Source organism: Polaribacter sp. Z014 (assembly GCF_023555435.1).
Classification (GTDB): Bacteria; Bacteroidota; Bacteroidia; order Flavobacteriales; family Flavobacteriaceae; genus Polaribacter.
Map to the genome: position 1 here is coordinate 20,623 of NZ_JALCZP010000017.1, position 17,712 is coordinate 38,334.

General features: G+C 30.9%; 16 protein-coding genes. 15 read left to right on the forward strand and 1 reads right to left on the reverse strand.

Translation table 11 applies throughout. The annotated features are described in order from the left end of the window. Positions 1 to 68: 68 nt before the first annotated feature. The 8 genes from MPF19_RS15000 to MPF19_RS15035 all read left to right on the forward strand — a co-directional run bounded on the left by MPF19_RS15000 (position 69) and on the right by MPF19_RS15035 (position 8,757). Entirely contained in the window at positions 69 to 1,085 is a 1,017-nt protein-coding gene (locus MPF19_RS15000) for a glycosyl hydrolase (RefSeq protein ID WP_203394778.1), read from the forward strand. A gap of 6 nt (positions 1,086 to 1,091) precedes the next feature. Further along, complete coding sequence (locus tag MPF19_RS15005) at positions 1,092 to 2,372, forward strand: sugar phosphate isomerase/epimerase family protein (protein WP_249988921.1); 1,281 nt, start codon at positions 1,092 to 1,094, stop codon at positions 2,370 to 2,372. A 25-nt stretch (positions 2,373 to 2,397) separates the two neighbouring features. Next, complete coding sequence (locus tag MPF19_RS15010) at positions 2,398 to 3,135, forward strand: ThuA domain-containing protein (RefSeq protein ID WP_249988923.1); 738 nt, start codon at positions 2,398 to 2,400, stop codon at positions 3,133 to 3,135. A gap of 217 nt (positions 3,136 to 3,352) precedes the next feature. Further along, positions 3,353 to 4,750, forward strand: a complete 1,398-nt coding sequence (locus tag MPF19_RS15015) for an alkaline phosphatase (RefSeq protein ID WP_203394775.1) — start codon at positions 3,353 to 3,355, stop codon at positions 4,748 to 4,750. Positions 4,751 to 4,911: 161 nt separating this feature from the next. Beyond that, the gene (locus tag MPF19_RS15020) at positions 4,912 to 5,316 is read left to right on the forward strand and encodes a hypothetical protein (RefSeq protein ID WP_203394774.1); all 405 of its coding nucleotides are present in this window, start codon (positions 4,912 to 4,914) and stop codon (positions 5,314 to 5,316) included. Positions 5,317 to 5,406: 90 nt separating this feature from the next. After that, entirely contained in the window at positions 5,407 to 6,576 is a 1,170-nt protein-coding gene (locus tag MPF19_RS15025; protein ID WP_249988924.1) for a hypothetical protein, read from the forward strand. Positions 6,577 to 6,587: 11 nt separating this feature from the next. Next, entirely contained in the window at positions 6,588 to 7,532 is a 945-nt protein-coding gene (locus MPF19_RS15030) for an SMP-30/gluconolactonase/LRE family protein (protein ID WP_249988925.1), read from the forward strand. A 22-nt stretch (positions 7,533 to 7,554) separates the two neighbouring features. Next, positions 7,555 to 8,757: an endo-1,4-beta-xylanase gene (locus tag MPF19_RS15035; protein WP_203394771.1), complete on the forward strand. Its 1,203-nt coding sequence runs from the start codon at positions 7,555 to 7,557 to the stop codon at positions 8,755 to 8,757. A 206-nt stretch (positions 8,758 to 8,963) separates the two neighbouring features. On the opposite strand, the gene MPF19_RS15040 is transcribed toward MPF19_RS15035, so the two are convergent. Further along, positions 8,964 to 9,380, reverse strand: a complete 417-nt coding sequence (locus MPF19_RS15040; RefSeq protein WP_249988926.1) for a winged helix-turn-helix transcriptional regulator — start codon at positions 9,378 to 9,380, stop codon at positions 8,964 to 8,966. A 77-nt stretch (positions 9,381 to 9,457) separates the two neighbouring features. Here MPF19_RS15040 and MPF19_RS15045 point away from each other — a divergent pair, with 77 nt between their 5' ends. The 7 genes from MPF19_RS15045 to MPF19_RS15075 all read left to right on the forward strand — a co-directional run bounded on the left by MPF19_RS15045 (position 9,458) and on the right by MPF19_RS15075 (position 17,702). Continuing rightward, on the forward strand, positions 9,458 to 10,150 hold the full coding sequence (locus tag MPF19_RS15045) for a hypothetical protein (RefSeq protein ID WP_249988928.1): 693 nt from the start codon (positions 9,458 to 9,460) through the stop codon (positions 10,148 to 10,150). A gap of 209 nt (positions 10,151 to 10,359) precedes the next feature. After that, positions 10,360 to 10,959 carry a hypothetical protein gene (locus MPF19_RS15050; RefSeq protein WP_249988930.1) on the forward strand — a complete coding sequence of 200 codons (600 nt, stop codon included), beginning with the start codon at positions 10,360 to 10,362 and terminating at the stop codon, positions 10,957 to 10,959. A 787-nt stretch (positions 10,960 to 11,746) separates the two neighbouring features. Beyond that, positions 11,747 to 12,889, forward strand: a complete 1,143-nt coding sequence (locus MPF19_RS15055) for a Gfo/Idh/MocA family protein (RefSeq protein ID WP_249988932.1) — start codon at positions 11,747 to 11,749, stop codon at positions 12,887 to 12,889. 176 nt (positions 12,890 to 13,065) lie between these two features. Then, a complete protein-coding gene (locus tag MPF19_RS15060; protein WP_249988933.1) occupies positions 13,066 to 13,833 on the forward strand; it encodes a ThuA domain-containing protein in 768 nt (255 codons plus the stop codon). Between the two features lie 6 nt (positions 13,834 to 13,839). Further along, positions 13,840 to 14,892 carry an aldose epimerase family protein gene (locus MPF19_RS15065; protein WP_249988935.1) on the forward strand — a complete coding sequence of 351 codons (1,053 nt, stop codon included), beginning with the start codon at positions 13,840 to 13,842 and terminating at the stop codon, positions 14,890 to 14,892. Between the two features lie 230 nt (positions 14,893 to 15,122). Next, on the forward strand, positions 15,123 to 16,271 hold the full coding sequence (locus tag MPF19_RS15070; RefSeq protein ID WP_249988936.1) for an endo-1,4-beta-xylanase: 1,149 nt from the start codon (positions 15,123 to 15,125) through the stop codon (positions 16,269 to 16,271). Positions 16,272 to 16,283: 12 nt separating this feature from the next. Further along, entirely contained in the window at positions 16,284 to 17,702 is a 1,419-nt protein-coding gene (locus tag MPF19_RS15075) for an MFS transporter (protein WP_203394765.1), read from the forward strand. The last annotated feature ends 10 nt before the right edge of the window (positions 17,703 to 17,712 follow it).

Sequence of the window (17,712 nt, forward strand, 5' to 3'; positions counted from 1 at the left end):
GTAAAAAAGGCAAATATTGCTAATATTTATGTTGATTTTTAAATGCTATTTACAAAAAATTTTAAAAAATGATAAAATTAATAGGTTCATTATTTTTAGGTAAGTTAAGTTTAATTATTCTATTGTTGTTTTTGCAAAATGGATTTAGCCAAGAGGTAAAACCTCGTTTTAATTACAATGCTAAATACGAACCAGAAAAAGGAATTTATCACGGTGCTGGTCAAGATAAAAATGGGTTTCACGATTATGTAAATGCTGTAGGACAAGATAAAATGCCTGCAATTTATATGACGTATGTTAATATAACTTCACCGGTAAAAAGGATTGAGCGTTGGGGAAAAAGTTTAAAACAGGTTTTAGATAGTTTGCCCAAAGGGATAATGCCTCAAATTGGTTTAGGGTTTACTGGCGGTAAGGATACTGGAGCAGGTTTGGATAAAGAAGTCGCTGATGGAAAATATAACAAACAATTACAAGCATTTTATAAAGTGCTTTTAGATTTAGACAGACCCTCTTTTACTAGAATTGGTTATGAGTTTGAAGGCGATTGGAACGGCTATTCACCTGAAAGTTTTAAAAAAGTGTTCATCACTATTTCAAAGGCATTTAAAGAAAAGAATATAAAATCGGCTACGGTTTGGTGCTCAGGTGGGGGCTCTGCAGACTTTATAAGTCTTGATAAGTTGATGGAATACTATCCTGGTGATGAATATGTAGATTGGTGGGGTATCGATATTTTTAGTCCTGAAGAATTTGATCATATTGGTTTACAAAACTTTTTTGATGCAGCGCATATTCATAAAAGACCCGTTATGATTGGCGAGTGTACTCCACGATTTGTAGGTGTTTTAGATGGTGAAACTTCTTGGGGAAAATGGTTCAAACCTTTTTTTAGAATGTTACATGATACCCCAGGAATAAAAGCATTTTGCTACATCAATTGGGATTGGGAGTATTGGTCTAACAGAAATGGTTTTCCATGGCATGATTGGAAAGATGCACGTATCGAAAAAAATCCATTTGTATTAGAGGCTTATAAAAAAGAAATGGAGAAGCCATTATTTATTCACCTTAATAATAAATAAGTAAAGATGAAAAAGGTTATATTTTTAGTTATTTTTCTAATGACATTTATCGGTTTTGCTCAAGAAAACTACAGTATTACTTCTCAAAAAGAGAGACTAAGACAATATTCTGGTCAGTGGGTAAGTGCTATGAATCCGAGCACTGATAGTGTTGCAAAATTTCCTGAGATAAAAATGAGTAGTTTGAGTAATTTCAATAATCATTCGCTCACAGTTAAAGTTTTACAAAAAGACAGCGCCAACCAATACAATTCGATACTTCAAGAAATTATTGGTTATGATAGTGTTACTGATACTATTTTTGCTGCAGGTCATAATGCACAAGGCGCATTTTTCACAGGAAAAGGAAGTTTTGCTTCAGAAAAAAAATGGACGATGCAAGACAAAGACCTTAATGGAAATAAAACAATGAAGGTTGATTTTAACTTTCAAAATTATACGGATGTTATATTAGAAGGGTTTGATACTAATGAAAAGAGTTTATGGAAAACCAGATATATTAAAAACAATCCTAAAGACAAAAATATTGGTATTCAGCTCGTTTCTGTTCACAAAGAAATGCTTAAAAACCCGGAACAAACCTTAATTCAGTTAGGCAGAATGGGGTATAGCTATGTGGAGACCTTTGTATATAAAAACGGTAGTTTTTACGGTCAAAGTCCAACGCAGTTTAAGACTATGGTTGAAAAAGCAGGTATGAAATTTTTGGGTTCTATGACTTTTTTCGATCCTGAAGATAAAAATGATGATGCCGCAATATATGCATGGTGGAATAAAACGATACAAGACCATAAAAAAGCGGGTGTAGCATATCTATCTACTTCAAATAGTAAATTAAAAGGCATCAAGACGATTAAAGAACTTCAAGAGTATTGTAATTATTATGATAAAGTTGGAAAACTATGTAAAGAGAACGGACTTAAATTTGTGTATCATAATCATGCTGATGAATTTCTAAAGGTAGAAGGTGTAACCATTTATGATTATTTTCTTCAAAACACCAACCCAGAATATGTCTATTTTCAATCTGATGTATATTGGATGCAAGTGGGCGGTGTAAATCCTGTTCATTATTTTAAAACCTATCCTAAACGATTTATTAGTTGGCATGTAAAAGACTATAAAGAATTAGGCGAAAGTGGTAAAATAGATTTCAAGGATATTTTCAACTATCAAGAAATAGCTGGAGTTCAATACATTTTATCTGAAGTAGAAGAGTATAGTTTTCCACCAATGTATAGTGTTGGTTTAGCTTGGGAATATATTTATTATGAATTATTAAAATAAACGTTTGATTATGAAACCTTTTACAATGAAGTATCTTTTATTAACTATATTTTTCTTTACAATGATTAAAACCAATGCGCAAGACCAGTTTCGTGTTTTATTGTTTACCCAACATGATACTTGGCATTACAATACCATTCCTGTTGCTGTTGAAGCATTTAAGGAAATGGCAGCAGAAAATCAGTTTAAGTTTGATTGGACGCAAAGACCAGATGATCTTATAACTAAATTACCAGAATATGATGTTGTCATATTTATGAACGCCAATGCCAATTTTTTGACGTCAAAACATATGGATGCTTTAAAAATATTTATGAAACGAGGCGGAGGCTTTGTTGGCATACACGGAACTGCAGATGGCGAAAACGATAATGCTTGGTTTGATGGTCTTGTAGGGGCAAAATTTGTGAATCATCCAAAATTACAAGCAGCAATTGTAAACGTTGAGAATAGTGATTTTCCGGCAACATGGCATCTGCCAAAAAAATGGCTTCGTAGTGATGAGTGGTATAATTTTGAAAACATGAATTTAGATAAACTAAATATTCTAATGACTGTTGATGAAGCTTCTTATGATTTTACTGCGGGTTATGATGACATTCCGTTAAAAGGTATGGGATCGGAACATCCCATTTCATGGTATCAAGAATATGAAGGTGGAAGATCCTTTTACACGGCTTTAGGTCATAAACCAGAATCGTTTAAAGACAGAAACTTTTTGAATCACATTTTTGGTGGTATTTACTGGACATCTAATAAATAGGTTTTTCACAAACTTTTTAGCACTTATTTGCAGAAACCAATGCATTAAATTTTTTATAATATGACTATTTAGTTTTATCAAAAAATTTCAATTAATGATATCTTTACTTTAAAATATTTAGTCAAAAAAACTCAACAAACAATAAACACTACCTAACTAGAAAACCATTTGTTTAAGAAAAAAATAAATTTAAAATAAATAAGACATGATTAAAAATATGATGATAATTTCAATGGCCTTGTTTTGTGCTATTGGATATGGACAAACGAAACAAAATGCAAAATATGTATTTCTGTTTATTGGAGATGGTATGGGAGTAAGTCAAGTTTATACAACCGAAATGTATTTAAATGCAAAACCCAACGAGATTAAAACTGAAAAACTATTAATGAGTAGTTTTCCGGTTAATTCGAATATGACGAATTATTCAGCTAGTTCTTATGTTACTACCTCTTGTTCAGCAGCAACAGCAATGTCAACAGGATTTAAAACGGCTAATGGTATTATAGGAAAATCGCCTGACAAAAAAATAGCGTATGAAAACATATCTCAAAAAGTAAAAAAAGCAGGTTTTAAAGTAGGTATATTGTCTAGTGTAATGATAGATCACGCTACTCCTGCTTCCTTTTATGCACATCAAGATTCTCGTAATATGTATTACGAAATTAGCATGGAGCTACCCAATTATAATATTGATTATTTTGGAGGAGGAGGCTTCCATCATCCTAAAGGAAAAAAAGGAGATCAACCAGATTCATTTGAAAATGCTATTAAAAAGGGCTATACCATAGCAGACTCTCATGAGGAATTTAATAAACTGAAAAATGGCGATGAAAAAATAATTGCCATAAACCCTGAAAAGTATCCTACAGGAGAATTTTACTGGGCTATTGATAAAAAAGAAGACGCGCTTTCTCTTGCCGATTTTACAAAAAAAGGGATTGAAGTGATTGATAATGATAAAGGTTTTTTTATGATGGTAGAAGGCGGTAAAATTGATTGGGCGTGTCATGGAAACGATGGTGTATCTATGGTGCATGAAGTACTTGCTTTTAATGATGCTATTAAAGAAGCTTTTGAGTTTTACAAAAAACGACCAGATGAAACATTAATAATAGTTACTGCAGACCATGAAACAGGGGCCTTATCTACTGGGATAAATTATGTCACAAATCCTGAATTGTTGAAATACCAAATAATTTCAGTTCAAGAGTTTAAAAGAAAAATGACAGAACTTAAAAATACAGATCCAAAAGTCTCTTTCAATACTATTTTAGAGTTAGTACAGGCAGATTTTGGCTTAGGAAACAAGGATATCGGTTTGTCTTTAGATGATAAAGAATTGACCTTATTAAAATCTGCCTACAACAAACAGTTTAAAGGACATAAGGAAGTAAACGCAGATGCCGATTATTTAAGTAAAACTAAGACAAAATCCATTGCAGAAACAGCAGCCTACATTTTGAATAAAAAGGCAGGAATAAGATGGGGTTCTGGTGATCATTCTGGTACACCGGTTCCTGTTAGAGTTATAGGTAAAGGTCAAGAAGAGTTCTCAGAATATTTCGATAATACCGATTTACCAAAAAAAATTCTGAAACTTATGGGTATTTAAATGAATCATTTTTAGATAAAATTCTTTTAAAAATATCCTTAATTAATAGGGGGAAAAGGGAATAATATTCCATTGTCGAAGTTCCGAGATACTTTTTATCTGCTAACATAACAAGAAGTATTAACTTAATAAAAATATAATTAATTTAAAATTCACGAAACATGAAATACTCACTATTACTCGCGCTATTCTTAATACAATTCATTGGTTATTCGCAATCGACTGATGTAAAAACCGGTTCTGAAAAAGGTGAAGACAAATTGTTGTTAACAGTTTTTCTTAAACATGATCAAAGTATGAATTTAAATGAGATAGAAAAGATAAGAACCGATCAAGGGTTTTATGAAAATTTTCCGCCAGAAGGCGTTTCTGTAGTTAATTGGTTTGTAGTTATGGGAATTGGTCAAATGGTTGTTTTGGAACTGCCTGCTTCAAAATTATCAGCAGTAAACCTTGCTATTGAAAGAACAGCATGGAAAGCTTTTAAATCAGAGATGTATCCAACCTATGATTTATACCCTATTATGGAAAAAAAGTTAAAGAATAAGTCGAAGGTTACTTATTAGTACTTTAGCTGTAGAATTGCGTTATCTTAATAACTCTTTTTTAATGCGAATAAAATAAACTATTAATAAGGTATCACTAAAAATAAATATATGAAACGTAAAATAATATTATTAACTATAAGTTTAATTTGTTTTCTTGCTGTAGATGCACAAAACATTGTTTATGTATATGGAGATGTTGCTGCGGATGGCACGCTACCATCGGGAAGTAAAAAACCATTTCACCAAATGCGTTTGAATGATGAAGGAGCTTTAGGAATGAGTGGTTTTAAAAAAGCATTAGATGCTGTTGGGTTTACGGTAAACGAAGTTTACGATCAAGAAATTGTAATTAATGCCGAATTTTTAAAGTCGATTGATGTTTTAATTTTAGGCTCAAATCAGCGAGTTTTTAACAAAGCAGAAGCTAAAGCCTTAAAGCGTTGGGTGAAAAAAGGTGGCGGAGTAATTGCTTGGTCAGATAGTGGATTTGGTGGTGAGTATAGCATTGTAGGTGTGGATAATGAAGTAGGGAGAATTTCTGACAATGCTTTAATGGAGCAATTTGGTATGTATTTTTTGACTGATAATGGTGCTGGAAACTATTTGGTGAATGAGTATACACAAGATCACTTTATTAATAAAAAAAATAAACATAAAGGCGTTGCTTTTAGGGGAGAAGGCGTAAGTTTTATTCGTGTTTCTAAACCGGCAGTAATTTTAGCGAAAGCGCAAGAAGGCGGATTAGGCGGTAGGTTAGTTGTAAATTCTAATGATGGTAAATTTAATGAAAATACTGATGTAGCTTTAGCAATAGCAGAAATAGGTAAAGGTAGAGTAATAGGTGTTTTTGATCGTAATTTGTTTTGGAATGCCGGGGCTGGTACCCGTTTAAGTCATTCCGATAATAGAGTATTTGCACAGCGTATTGCACTTTGGGCAGCAGGTATTGAGGATGAGGAACGTTTTGCAAATGACAGCAATGCTATAGTTTCTGCAATAAATACACCACCCACTATTACTATCGATTATACGTATTCAAAAACAGATAACAGTCTTGCAATTACGGCTGTAATTACTGACGAGGATAAAGATGATATTAGCCCAGAAATAGTATGGAAGCAAGTAAAAGGTCCTGCCGATTGTGCGTTCGAAAATAATAACCCAAATACTATAACACCACGTATTTTTATTCCCAAAGCAGGTAAATATATTTTTAAAGCAACTGTTTTAGATGGTGAGTTTAAAATTAATAAATTCTTAAACTATACAAGGGAGTAAAAATTATTTAAATGAAAATAAATATAAAATTGTTTAAAACCTTTTTAGGTTTTAAACATATCATTTTCTTTATAGTATTATGCACCTCATGTAATGCTCAAAACAAAAAGAGCAATCAAATTATAGGCGATGGTGCAGAATTGGTCTTAATTTCAAATGATTTTGAATTTACGGAAGGGCCAGCAACAGATAAAGAAGGGAATGTTTTTTTTACCGACCAACCCAATGACAGAATTTTAAAATGGGATGCAAAAACCAATTTAGTATCTGAGTATATGAAACCCTCAGGTCGTTCAAATGGGCTTTATTTTGATAATAATGGTAACCTATTGTCTGCCGCAGATAAAAAAAACGAATTATGGCGTATTAAACCAAATAAAGAGGTAACTGTACTTGTAGATAACTATGAGCATAAAAAACTTAACGGCCCAAATGATCTTTGGGTTAATGCTACAGGAGGTATTTATTTTACAGACCCTTATTATCAACGTGATTGGTGGTCTCATAAAAAGCCACAACAAAAAGAAAATAGAGTCTATTATTTAGCCCCAAATACAGATAAACCTATTATTGTATCTAATGATAATTACGTACAGCCCAATGGTCTTATTGGTTCTAAAGATGGTAGAAAATTGTATGTAGCAGACCAAGCAGACAATAAAACCTTTGTTTTTGATGTGCAAGAAAACGGAAATTTAACGAATAGAAAATTATTTACAACTATGGGATCTGATGGAATGACGATAGATAATAAGGGAAATATTTATTTAACAGGAACTGATGGTGTTACAGTTTTTAATGTTGATGGTGAAAAAATTCAACAAATTGCAGTGCCGCAGGGTTGGACTGCGAATGTAACTTTTGGTGGGAAAAATCAAAAAAAACTTTTTATAACAGCGATGAGTTCAGTGTATACTTTAGAGATGAATGTACAAGGTGTTCGATATGCGAATTAAGATAGTTTAGAAATCAAATTTTATGAAAAAAACAAAATTCACTTTTATGCTAATTGGTATTTTAATGCTTGCAATTACTGCATGTAATAATGATAAAACACCAAAAGAAACTAGTAATAATTTATCTGTATCTAAATCTAACGAGGATATGGCACTAAAACACGCTTTTGAAAAACGTTTTTTATTAGGTAGTGCAATAAACGATGATATTGTTTCTGGAAAAGAGAATGTTTTAAACCAAATTGTAAAAAAGGAGTTCAATACAATTACACCAGAAAATTGTATGAAAGCAGAATCTGTAAATCCAGCTCCTGGAGTTTATAATTTTAAAGCTGCAGATGAATTTGTTGCTTTTGGAAAAGAAAATAACATGTTTATTGTTGGACACACTTTAATATGGCATAACCAAACACCTGCTTGGTTTTTTACCAATAAAAAAGGAGAGGCTAATACTCCTAAAGAGCAAAAGGAGCAGTTACGAACCTACATTAAAACAGTTGCAGGTAGATATGCAGGAAAAGTACAAGCTTGGGATGTGGTAAATGAGGTTATGGATAATGATGGTTCATACAGACCAACAATATGGGTAAATAGTATTGGTGACGGTGATGAAATGGTAAAACTAGCCTTTAAATATGCAAGTGAATATGCACCAGATACAGAACTGTATTATAATGATTTTAATGCTTGGCGACCAGAAAAGAGAGAGGGTATAGTACGCATGGTAAAAATGCTTCAAAAAGAAGGAATTCGTATAGATGGAGTTGGTATTCAAGCACACTGGGGTCTTAATTTCCCTAAAAACGAATACATTCAGCAAGCTATTGATGCATATTCTGCACTTGGGATAAAAGTAATGATTACGGAGTTAGATGTTGATGTTTTGCCTTTAACAAAAGAAGGGCAAATTATTGGAAAAAGTATGATGGAACCTCAATTTCAATTGGAAGAATTTAAAACTTTTTTTGATCCTTATAAAAACGGTTTGCCAGAAGATGTGGAAAAACAATTGGCAAATAGATATAAAGAAATATTTGAGATTTTCTTAAAAAATAAAGATAAAATAGACAGAGTAACTTTTTGGGGTGTTCATGATGGAATGTCTTGGAAGAATGACTATCCTATACCAAATAGAACAAATTATCCTCTTTTGTATGATAGAAATATACAACCTAAATTGGCCAGAGAAGCTATTTTGGAAACAGTATTAAATTGGATTAATTGATATCGTAATCATTCTAAATACCGGTAAAAAGATAACTTATCTTTTACATAATTAGGCAAGTTATCTTTATATTTAATTACAAATACGAAATATAAGTATTGATAAGGGTAGATGACAAAGCATGTAATATGATGTTGCATTTATCTTTTAAACTTACAAATTCATAAAAATAATCGCTATTTGTATTCCATTTGAGAGCAACATTATTAGAAATTAAGCAACATAGAATTATAACTATCTTGAACAGATTGAATAACATAAGACTTATCTGAATTCAAACCCTCTATATCGTTTATTTTATTAAATTCTCGCATATTAGTATCGCCCCACAAACTGAATTCAACGATTATTGGAGTTAATCGAATTCCTTTTTCGGTTAACAAATAAATATTCTCTTTTTTATTTTCAGGTATTTTTGTCTTGGATATTAATTTATAAGATTCCAATAACTTTAATCGTGCAGACAAAATACTTGGAGCAATCCTTTCGTCTGAATCAGATATTTCTTTGAATGTTTTTTTATGTTTAATTAACATATCTCGGATAATTAACAAAGACCATTTATCACCTACAACATCTAATGCAGAAGAGATTGGACAGCCAGAGCGAAATTCTTTTATCATCTTTAATTAATTATTACTATTAATTCGATAGTAATTATTACTTTTGCTATCGAATTGAAAGCAAAAATACAAAAATTATGTTAGCAGGTCATTTTACTACAGCATTAATAGCGAAACAAAAATTCCCAAAAGGAACATTACTTTATTTTTTAATCATATCACAATTACAGGATTTATTGTGGTTTACTTTTCATTATTTAGGACTTGAACGTACTGACCCAAGTGATGCCTTTGATGCCACTTTAAGTAATATGGCAGTTGATATGTTATATAGTCATGATTTAGCGCCTTTATTATTCTGGTTAGCTATTGCATTTGTAATTGGAAAATTATTATTTAAAAGCACGAAAATAGGATTAGTAAGTATGGCTTTAGTCTTTATACACTTTGTATTAGATTTCTTTTCTGGTCATATGCATCATCTGTTTGGGGCGGGTACAATGGAAGCTGGTCTTGGTCTGTACGCTTCCAACGTATATTTAGCCATTTTCATAGAAGTAATATTCATGATTGGAGCACTTTGGTATTTCTTTATAGGAGAGGTGAAAAAAGGAATTATGCGAACTACTAAAAATAAAGTAGCCATTATTTCTGTTTTCGCTTATGGAATTGTTTTTATGTCACTAATTGCAACACGTTCTTTTAGAGAGCTTCTAAGTATTCCTAAATTTAATTTAGGATTTAACACCAATATGCCTACCTTGATTTTCACTTATGGTGCAATGTTGTATTGTTTAAATTATTTTGTTCCAAAATACAAGGTTGAATAAAAAATAGAACTATGATTGAAGGAATTATCAGCTTTATAAAAGAATTGAAACTTCGTAACGAGTACTTATTTTATTTTGGCCTGTTATGTTTAATTCTTTCCATAATTTGTATGGTTCTTACCAAAACAACATCGACACAGATTCACGGGGTAAATGCCTGGGTCAAGCCTTTCAAATTTGCTGTATCAATAGGCTTATATTCTTGGACTATGGCTTGGTACTGCCATTATCTTTCAGATTTTAATGGAACACCTTTTAATTGGACAGTAATTACGTTGTTCGGTTTTGAACTTTTATATATTATTTTTCAAGCATCAAAAGGACAATTATCTCATTTCAATATTAGCACACCAACGTATTCACTTCTATATTCGTTAATGGGTTTAATAGCAGTAGTTGTTACACTATATATTGCTTATATTGGCTTGTTATTTTTCACACAGTCTTTTCCAAATTTACCGAGTTATTACGTTTGGTCAATTCGTTTGGGAATCTTTATTTTTGTTATTTTTTCATTTGAAGGAGGTTTAATGGGGGCTCGTATGAACCACAGTGTTGGAGCTATCAATGATAATTCGAATTGGTGGATTCTAGGTTGGAGTAAAATTGTAGGAGATTTAAGAGTCTCTCACTTTATTGGTATGCACGCTTTACAAGTACTACCATTACTTTCTTTTTACATTTTTAAAAACACAAAAGCAACAATAGTTATTTCATTACTTTATGGACTTCTTGCAACATCAACTTTAGTTCAGGCATTAAAGGGCAAACCTATTATTTCTCAAAAGAAGGTAAAAGAATTGGAATGAAAAACGGCATCCAACGATGTATCAAAGCACTAGTGGTTTAGGTTTTAACTCTAACCGTTTTTCTTTTTTTTAAGTATATTTCGATCCGAAAGCTAATGCGTTTTAATCCGCTACTGTTCTTATACTAAACGATGTATTATTGCTTACAAAAGAAGGGCAAATTATTGGCAGAAGTATGATGGAATCTCAATTTTAATTAGAAGAATTTGAAACCTTTTTTGACCCTTATAAAAAAGGTTTGCCACAAGATGTAGAAAAACAATTGGCAAATAGATACAAGGAATTATTGGAGATTTTCTTAAAGAACAAACATAAAATAGACAGAGTAACTTTTTGAGGTGTGTATGATGGCATATCTTGTAAAAATGGTTACCCAATAACAAACAGAACAAATTATCCTCTTTTATATAATAGAAATTTACAAACTAAACTTGTTAGAAAAGCTATTTTAGAAACTGTAAAATAAACCCATTAACTTTGATTATAAAGGTTTTTATAAAGTAGATAAAAATCAAATCCTCTTCTATAAAGTCATTACTTGAGCAAAATTATAGTGCTACCAAGTATTTATAAATTTTATGTAGTATTTAATCATTTGCTAAAGAATTTTTTTTTCAGTTGTTCAAATAACAAAACGAATGCAATAATTGTTTTACTCAAAGCACTATTTGTCTTACAGTATTTTAGCGATTATAATTAATTTTAAAATTGAAATTACTAAATTTTAATCTGTCAAATAATAAATTTAATTTTTTAAAGTTTGACAAAAATAAAACACCTTAAAATATTGGAAAGAAAATCTTTTATTAAACAACTTTTAGCGGGGTCTACAGGTATAACACTATTTGCATTGCAAATGCAAATGTTACAAGGTTGTACAACTTCTGATAAAACTAAAAAATTAGGCATAGCTTTAGTTGGCTTGGGTTCTTATTCCACAACACAATTAGCACCAGCTTTATTAGAAACAAAGCACTCTTATCTGTCTGCAATTGTTACTGGTACCAAAGAAAAAGAAGGTGTTTGGGCAAAAAAATACAACATCAAAAAAGAAAATATTTACAACTATACTAATTTTGATGAAATTGTAAATAATGATGCTATAGATATCGTATATATTGTCTTACCAAATAGTATGCATGCAGAATTTACTATTAGAGCAGCAAAGGCAGGTAAACATGTTATTTGTGAAAAACCGATGGCAACTTCTGTGGAAGATTGTCAAAGAATGATCGCTAGTTGTAAAAAAGAAAATGTAAAACTATCTATAGGTTACAGATTACATTTCGATCCTATTAATGGCTATTTGATGGAACTTGGGCAAAATAAAGTTTTTGGCAAAATGAATACTGAAGCTGGTTTTGCGTTTACTTTAAAAAATCCTAAAAAATGGAGATTGCAAAAATCTTTATCTGGTGGAGGACCTTTAATGGATTTAGGAATTTATGTATTACAATCTGCGATCTATATGTTTGGTGAATTACCAACATCTTTATGGGCAAAAGACACAACTAAAGACATTACCTTTTTTAACAAACAAAATATTGAAGGAAGTTTAGAATGGGAAATGACATTTCCATCAGGAAAAGCCTTGTGCAAAACTTCATATGAAGAAGATTTTTATTGTTATATAACTGCATCCACAGAAAAAGGAGAAATAGAATTAAATCCTTCATTTACTTATGGTGGTTTAGAAGGTAAAACCCCAAATGGCCCTATAGAAATTGAAAACGTAAATCAACAAGCACTTCAAATTGATGCTTTTGCATTAAATATTTTAAATGATACTAAAAGTATCGTTCCTGGTGAAATGGGGTTACGTGATATGTATATCATTGAAAAGATTTATGAATCAGCAAATGAAAATAGCAAGGAAGTTTTTTTAGATGAAATTCCTAATATTCTAGACTTAAGAAAAAGAGGTGATTAAAAATCGCTCCAAATTTGACTATTTCAGATAAAGATGATACAAGTATTGCTATTTTATTTGTTTAGATACCTACAAGTTTAAAATATCTAATTGCAGAAGTAGAAGATTACACCTATCCAAGAATTACAATTGTGGGTTTAGCATAGGAATATATGTATTATTAAAATAAACGTTTTATGATGAAATCTTTTACAATTAAATATCTGTTATTAACTATAAGTTTCTTGACAATGATGAAAACAAATGCGCAAGACCAGTTTAGTGTTCTATTGTATACCCAACATGATACTTGGCATTACAATAACATACCTGTTGCTATTCAGGCTTTTGAAGAAATGGCAAAAGAACATCAATTTAAGTTTAATTGGACACAAAGACCAAATGATCTTATAACGAAATTACCAAAACATGATGTAGTAATATTTATGAACGCTAATGCTGATTCTTTAAAGACAAAACATATGATTGCTTTAAAAGTATTTATGAAAAGAGGCGGAGGCTTTGTTGGTATACATGGAACATCAGATGGTAAAAACGATAATTCTTGGTTTGATGGTCTTGTTGGAGCGAAATTTGTGAATCATCCAAAATTGCAAGCCGCAATTGTAAAAGTTGAAAATAATGATTTTCCAGCAACATGGCATTTGCCAAATAAATGGCTACGAAGTGATGAATGGTATAACTTTAAAAATATAAATTTAGAGAAACTAAATATTCTATTGACTGTTGATGAAGCTTCTTATGATTTTACTGAGGGTTATGATAACATTCCGTTAAAAGGTATGGGAGAGAAACATCCCATTTCATGGAATCAAGAGTATGGAGGAGGAAAATCTTTTTATACAGCTTTAGGCCATAAACCAGAATCATATAAAGACAAAAATTTCTTAAATCACATTTTTGGAGGCATATACTGGGTTTTAAATAAAAATAAGCAATACTGAACTAAAATGATAAAATTAATAGATGCTAATAATTTTTCAAAAGATTTTGAAAAACAGGGGATTCAATTATTTACATTAAAAAATAAAAATGGAATTGTATCTCAAATAACCAATTATGGGGGTAGAGTTGTAAATCTATTTGTTCCTGATAAAAATGGTGTATTTGAAGATGTTGTTTTAGGCTACGATTCTGCAAAAGATTATTTAGAAAAGCCAGATCATTTTTTTGGAGCTATTATTGGTCGATATGGTAATAGAATTGCAAATGGTAAATTCGGTATAGATAATAATGAATTTTTATTAGAGAAAAATGAAGAAGAAAACCAATTACATGGAGGTGAAAAAGGTTTTCATGCAGTTGTTTGGCAAGCAAAACAAATATCCGAATCCGTTTTAGAATTAACTCATTTTTCAAAACACTTAGATCAAGGATTTCCTGGTAATTTAGAAGTGAAAGTAGAGTATACGTTAACCGATGAAAATGAATTACAAATAAAATATTTTGCAGTTTCAGATGCAAAAACCGTTATAAACTTAACAAATCATTCTTATTTTAATTTATCGGGTAATTTTAATAAATCAATAGAAAATCATTTATTTCAGATAAAGGCAGATTATTATTTACCTGTAAATGATAAAATGGTTCCTGTAGGGATTTTAGAAAATGTTGCCAATTCTCCTTTCGATTTCAGAAAATTAAAAACACTGAAGCAAGCTCTAAATAAACAACATAAACAAATAGATTTAGGTAGTGGTTTTGACCATAATTTTGTTTTAGATGATGTGAATACAGGTTTTGTAGCAAAAGTAATTGATGAAAATTCTGGGAGAAGTTTAGAGGTTTTTACTACTGAACCTGGCATACAATTTTATTCAGGAAATCATCTAAATAACTTAGAAGGCAAAAACGATGTTTTATATCAAAAAAGAGCCGCGTTTTGTTTAGAAACGCAACATTTTCCAAATAGTCCTAATCAAACCAATTTTCCATCAACCTTATTACTATCTGGAGAAAAATATTTTTCAAGAACTATTTATAAGTTTAGTGTTTATAAGTGATTGCTAGAATTTAGTAACACTTTTAAAATAGAATTAAATTCTTATAATGCAAGAATTGTTCTACTAAAAGCAGTATTTGTTTTACAGCAATCTACATATTACAGTTAATTTTAAACCAATATTAAGGGCTATTTTTTTAAACTACCTATTGGTCGGTTTATATAAAAAAAAACTCACTTAATAGCAGTAAGTGATATTCATAGAGATTTACAAATAAATACAATATAGATATGTTTAATAAAATAAATACAACTTTACTCTTATTATCAATTTGCTTTTTAAGCTGTAAAGAGACAAAAAAAGAAGCTGTTAAAGAAACACCTCAAAACAAAACTTCTTTGAAAGATAGTTTTAAAGAAGACTTTTTAATAGGTACGGCACTTAATACAGGGCAGATTAAAGAAGTAAATGCGGAGCAAACAGCTTTAATAACTAGAGAGTTTAATGCGATTTCTCCAGAGAACGATTTAAAATGGGAACAAATTCACCCTAAAAAAGACATTTATAATTTTGAGGTATCAGATGCTTATGTTGCTTTTGGTAATAAAAATAAAATGCATGTTGTAGGGCATACCTTGCTTTGGCATAGTCAATTGGCACCTTGGGTTCATGAAATTACAAATAAGGATACTTTAGTAAATAACATTACAAAACACATTAATACCATTGCAGGTAGATATAAAGGAAAAATCGATTCTTGGGATGTTGTAAATGAAGCTTTAAATGAAGATGGGTCTCCAAGAGAATCTATGTTTTATAAAATTTTTGGCGATGAAAGTTATTTAGAATTGGCCTTTAAACTTGCTGAAAAAGCAGCACCAGATGCAGATCTAGTTTACAACGATTACAATCTTTGGAAACCAGCAAAAAGAGAAGGAGTTATTAGAATTGTAAAAAATTTACAAGCAAAAGGTATTAGAATTGATGGTGTTGGTATGCAAGCACATTGGAGTTTAGAGGGGCCATCTTTAGAAGATATTGAAAATAGTATAATTGCGTATTCAGAATTAGGAGTAAAAGTTATGTTTACAGAATTAGACATTACCGTTCTGCCAAATCCTTGGGAACTGGATGGAGCTGCTGTAGAGCAAAGCTATGAAAGCTATGAAAATGATCCTAAAATGAATCCTTATCCAAATGGATTAACAGAAGACATTAAACTAAAAATAGCAAAACGGTATGAAGATATTTTTAATCTTTTCTTAAAACACAAAGATAAAATTAGTCGTGTAACTTTTTGGGGAGTTAACGATGGGCAATCTTGGTTAAATGATTGGCCAATAAAAGGACGAACAAATTATCCTTTACTTTTTGGAAGAGATGATAAACCAAAAGAAGTATACAATAATGTAATTGCACTTAAAAATAAGGCAAACTAATACCTCCTAAAAATGACAACTATTTCACACAAATTATCAGTAAAAGAAAAAGTAGGTTATGCTCTTGGAGATTTAGCAGCCAATTTAGTTTTTCAAACTTTAGTAACCTATCTCTCTTATTTTTATACAGATATTTATGGCTTAAAGCCAGAAGATGCCGCATTAGTAACCTTAACCGTTGGTCTTATAGCTGCGTTTGGTTTTAACCCAATAGTGGGTGCTTTGGCAGATAGAACAAATACTAAAATGGGTAAATTTAGACCCTGGATTTTATGGACTGCAATACCTCTAGGGCTAGCTGCATTATTAGCTTTTTCTACGCCAGATTTTGAGTATCAAGGAAAGGTTATTTATGCTGTAATTACCTATTCTTTATTGCTCTTATTATACTCAGCAAATAATTTACCGTATGCTGCTTTAAGTGGTGTTATTACAGGAGATATGAAAGAGCGTAATAGCTTATCTGCATATCGATTTGTGGGAGTTTTAGGAGCACAGTTTTTTGTACAAGTTTTTATGTACGATTTAATTTTAAAAGCAGGTGATGGTAACAAAGCAGCAGGTATGGAAACTGTAATGACCTATTTGGCAATTATCGGAACCATAATGTTAATGATTACATTTTTTACAACAAAAGAAAGAGTAATACCTAAGCCAGAACAAAAATCTAGTTTAAAAGAAGATTTATCAGATTTGTTTAAAAATAAACCTTGGGTAATTATGTTGGTGCTTACCACTCTAATATTTATCACATTAGCAATGAAAGGGGGTTCTTATGTTTATTATTTCGAAAACTTTGTAAATGAAGATAAACTAAGAGTGTTTTTAGATCCATATAAATCAATATTACCCACATTTGAAAATGAAACCTCTTTTGGTTTAGGAGTGTTTAACGGAATTGGAATTTTAGTTGGGTTAATAGGAATCGTTCTTTCTAAACGTTTGGCAGATAAATATGGAAAACGAAATGTTTTAGGTATTTCGCTCTTTATTTCAACCTTATTTATCATTGCTTTTTATTTTTATCAACCAGAATCTATAGGACTCATATTTGGTACTCAGATTTTACACATGTTTTTTTACGGAATTGGTACTCCAATTCTTTGGACGATGATTGCCGATGTAGCTGATTATTCTGAATGGAAAACAAACAGAAGAGCCACTGCTATTATTTTTTCTGCAATGATGGTTGGTTTAAAAGGAGGTATTAGTATTGGTAGTGCTTTAGTTTCATCAATTTTAGGAGGCTATGGATATGATTCTCATTTAGAAATACAAAGTGAAGCAGCCATTAATGGTACAAAGTTATTAATTAGTGTGTATGCTGCAGTTCCATTTTTAATAGGAGTAGGACTATTATATTTTTATGAAATTGATAAAAAAATGGAATTAAAAATAGAAAAAGAGTTAAAAGAAAGAAGAGCAATTTAAATAAGAATAC

Coding starts and splice junctions, on each gene's coding strand:
- MPF19_RS15040 (WP_249988926.1), bottom strand. CDS start 9,380: ATGATAAAAGAATTTCGCTCTGGCTGTCCAATCTCTTCTGCATTAGAT.
- MPF19_RS15065 (WP_249988935.1), top strand. CDS start 13,840: ATGATAAAATTAATAGATGCTAATAATTTTTCAAAAGATTTTGAAAAA.
- MPF19_RS15010 (WP_249988923.1), top strand. CDS start 2,398: ATGAAGTATCTTTTATTAACTATATTTTTCTTTACAATGATTAAAACC.
- MPF19_RS15025 (WP_249988924.1), top strand. CDS start 5,407: ATGAAACGTAAAATAATATTATTAACTATAAGTTTAATTTGTTTTCTT.
- MPF19_RS15050 (WP_249988930.1), top strand. CDS start 10,360: ATGGCTTGGTACTGCCATTATCTTTCAGATTTTAATGGAACACCTTTT.
- MPF19_RS15030 (WP_249988925.1), top strand. CDS start 6,588: ATGAAAATAAATATAAAATTGTTTAAAACCTTTTTAGGTTTTAAACAT.
- MPF19_RS15045 (WP_249988928.1), top strand. CDS start 9,458: ATGTTAGCAGGTCATTTTACTACAGCATTAATAGCGAAACAAAAATTC.
- MPF19_RS15075 (WP_203394765.1), top strand. CDS start 16,284: ATGACAACTATTTCACACAAATTATCAGTAAAAGAAAAAGTAGGTTAT.
- MPF19_RS15005 (WP_249988921.1), top strand. CDS start 1,092: ATGAAAAAGGTTATATTTTTAGTTATTTTTCTAATGACATTTATCGGT.
- MPF19_RS15035 (WP_203394771.1), top strand. CDS start 7,555: ATGAAAAAAACAAAATTCACTTTTATGCTAATTGGTATTTTAATGCTT.
- MPF19_RS15070 (WP_249988936.1), top strand. CDS start 15,123: ATGTTTAATAAAATAAATACAACTTTACTCTTATTATCAATTTGCTTT.
- MPF19_RS15020 (WP_203394774.1), top strand. CDS start 4,912: ATGAAATACTCACTATTACTCGCGCTATTCTTAATACAATTCATTGGT.
- MPF19_RS15060 (WP_249988933.1), top strand. CDS start 13,066: ATGATGAAATCTTTTACAATTAAATATCTGTTATTAACTATAAGTTTC.
- MPF19_RS15000 (WP_203394778.1), top strand. CDS start 69: ATGATAAAATTAATAGGTTCATTATTTTTAGGTAAGTTAAGTTTAATT.
- MPF19_RS15015 (WP_203394775.1), top strand. CDS start 3,353: ATGATGATAATTTCAATGGCCTTGTTTTGTGCTATTGGATATGGACAA.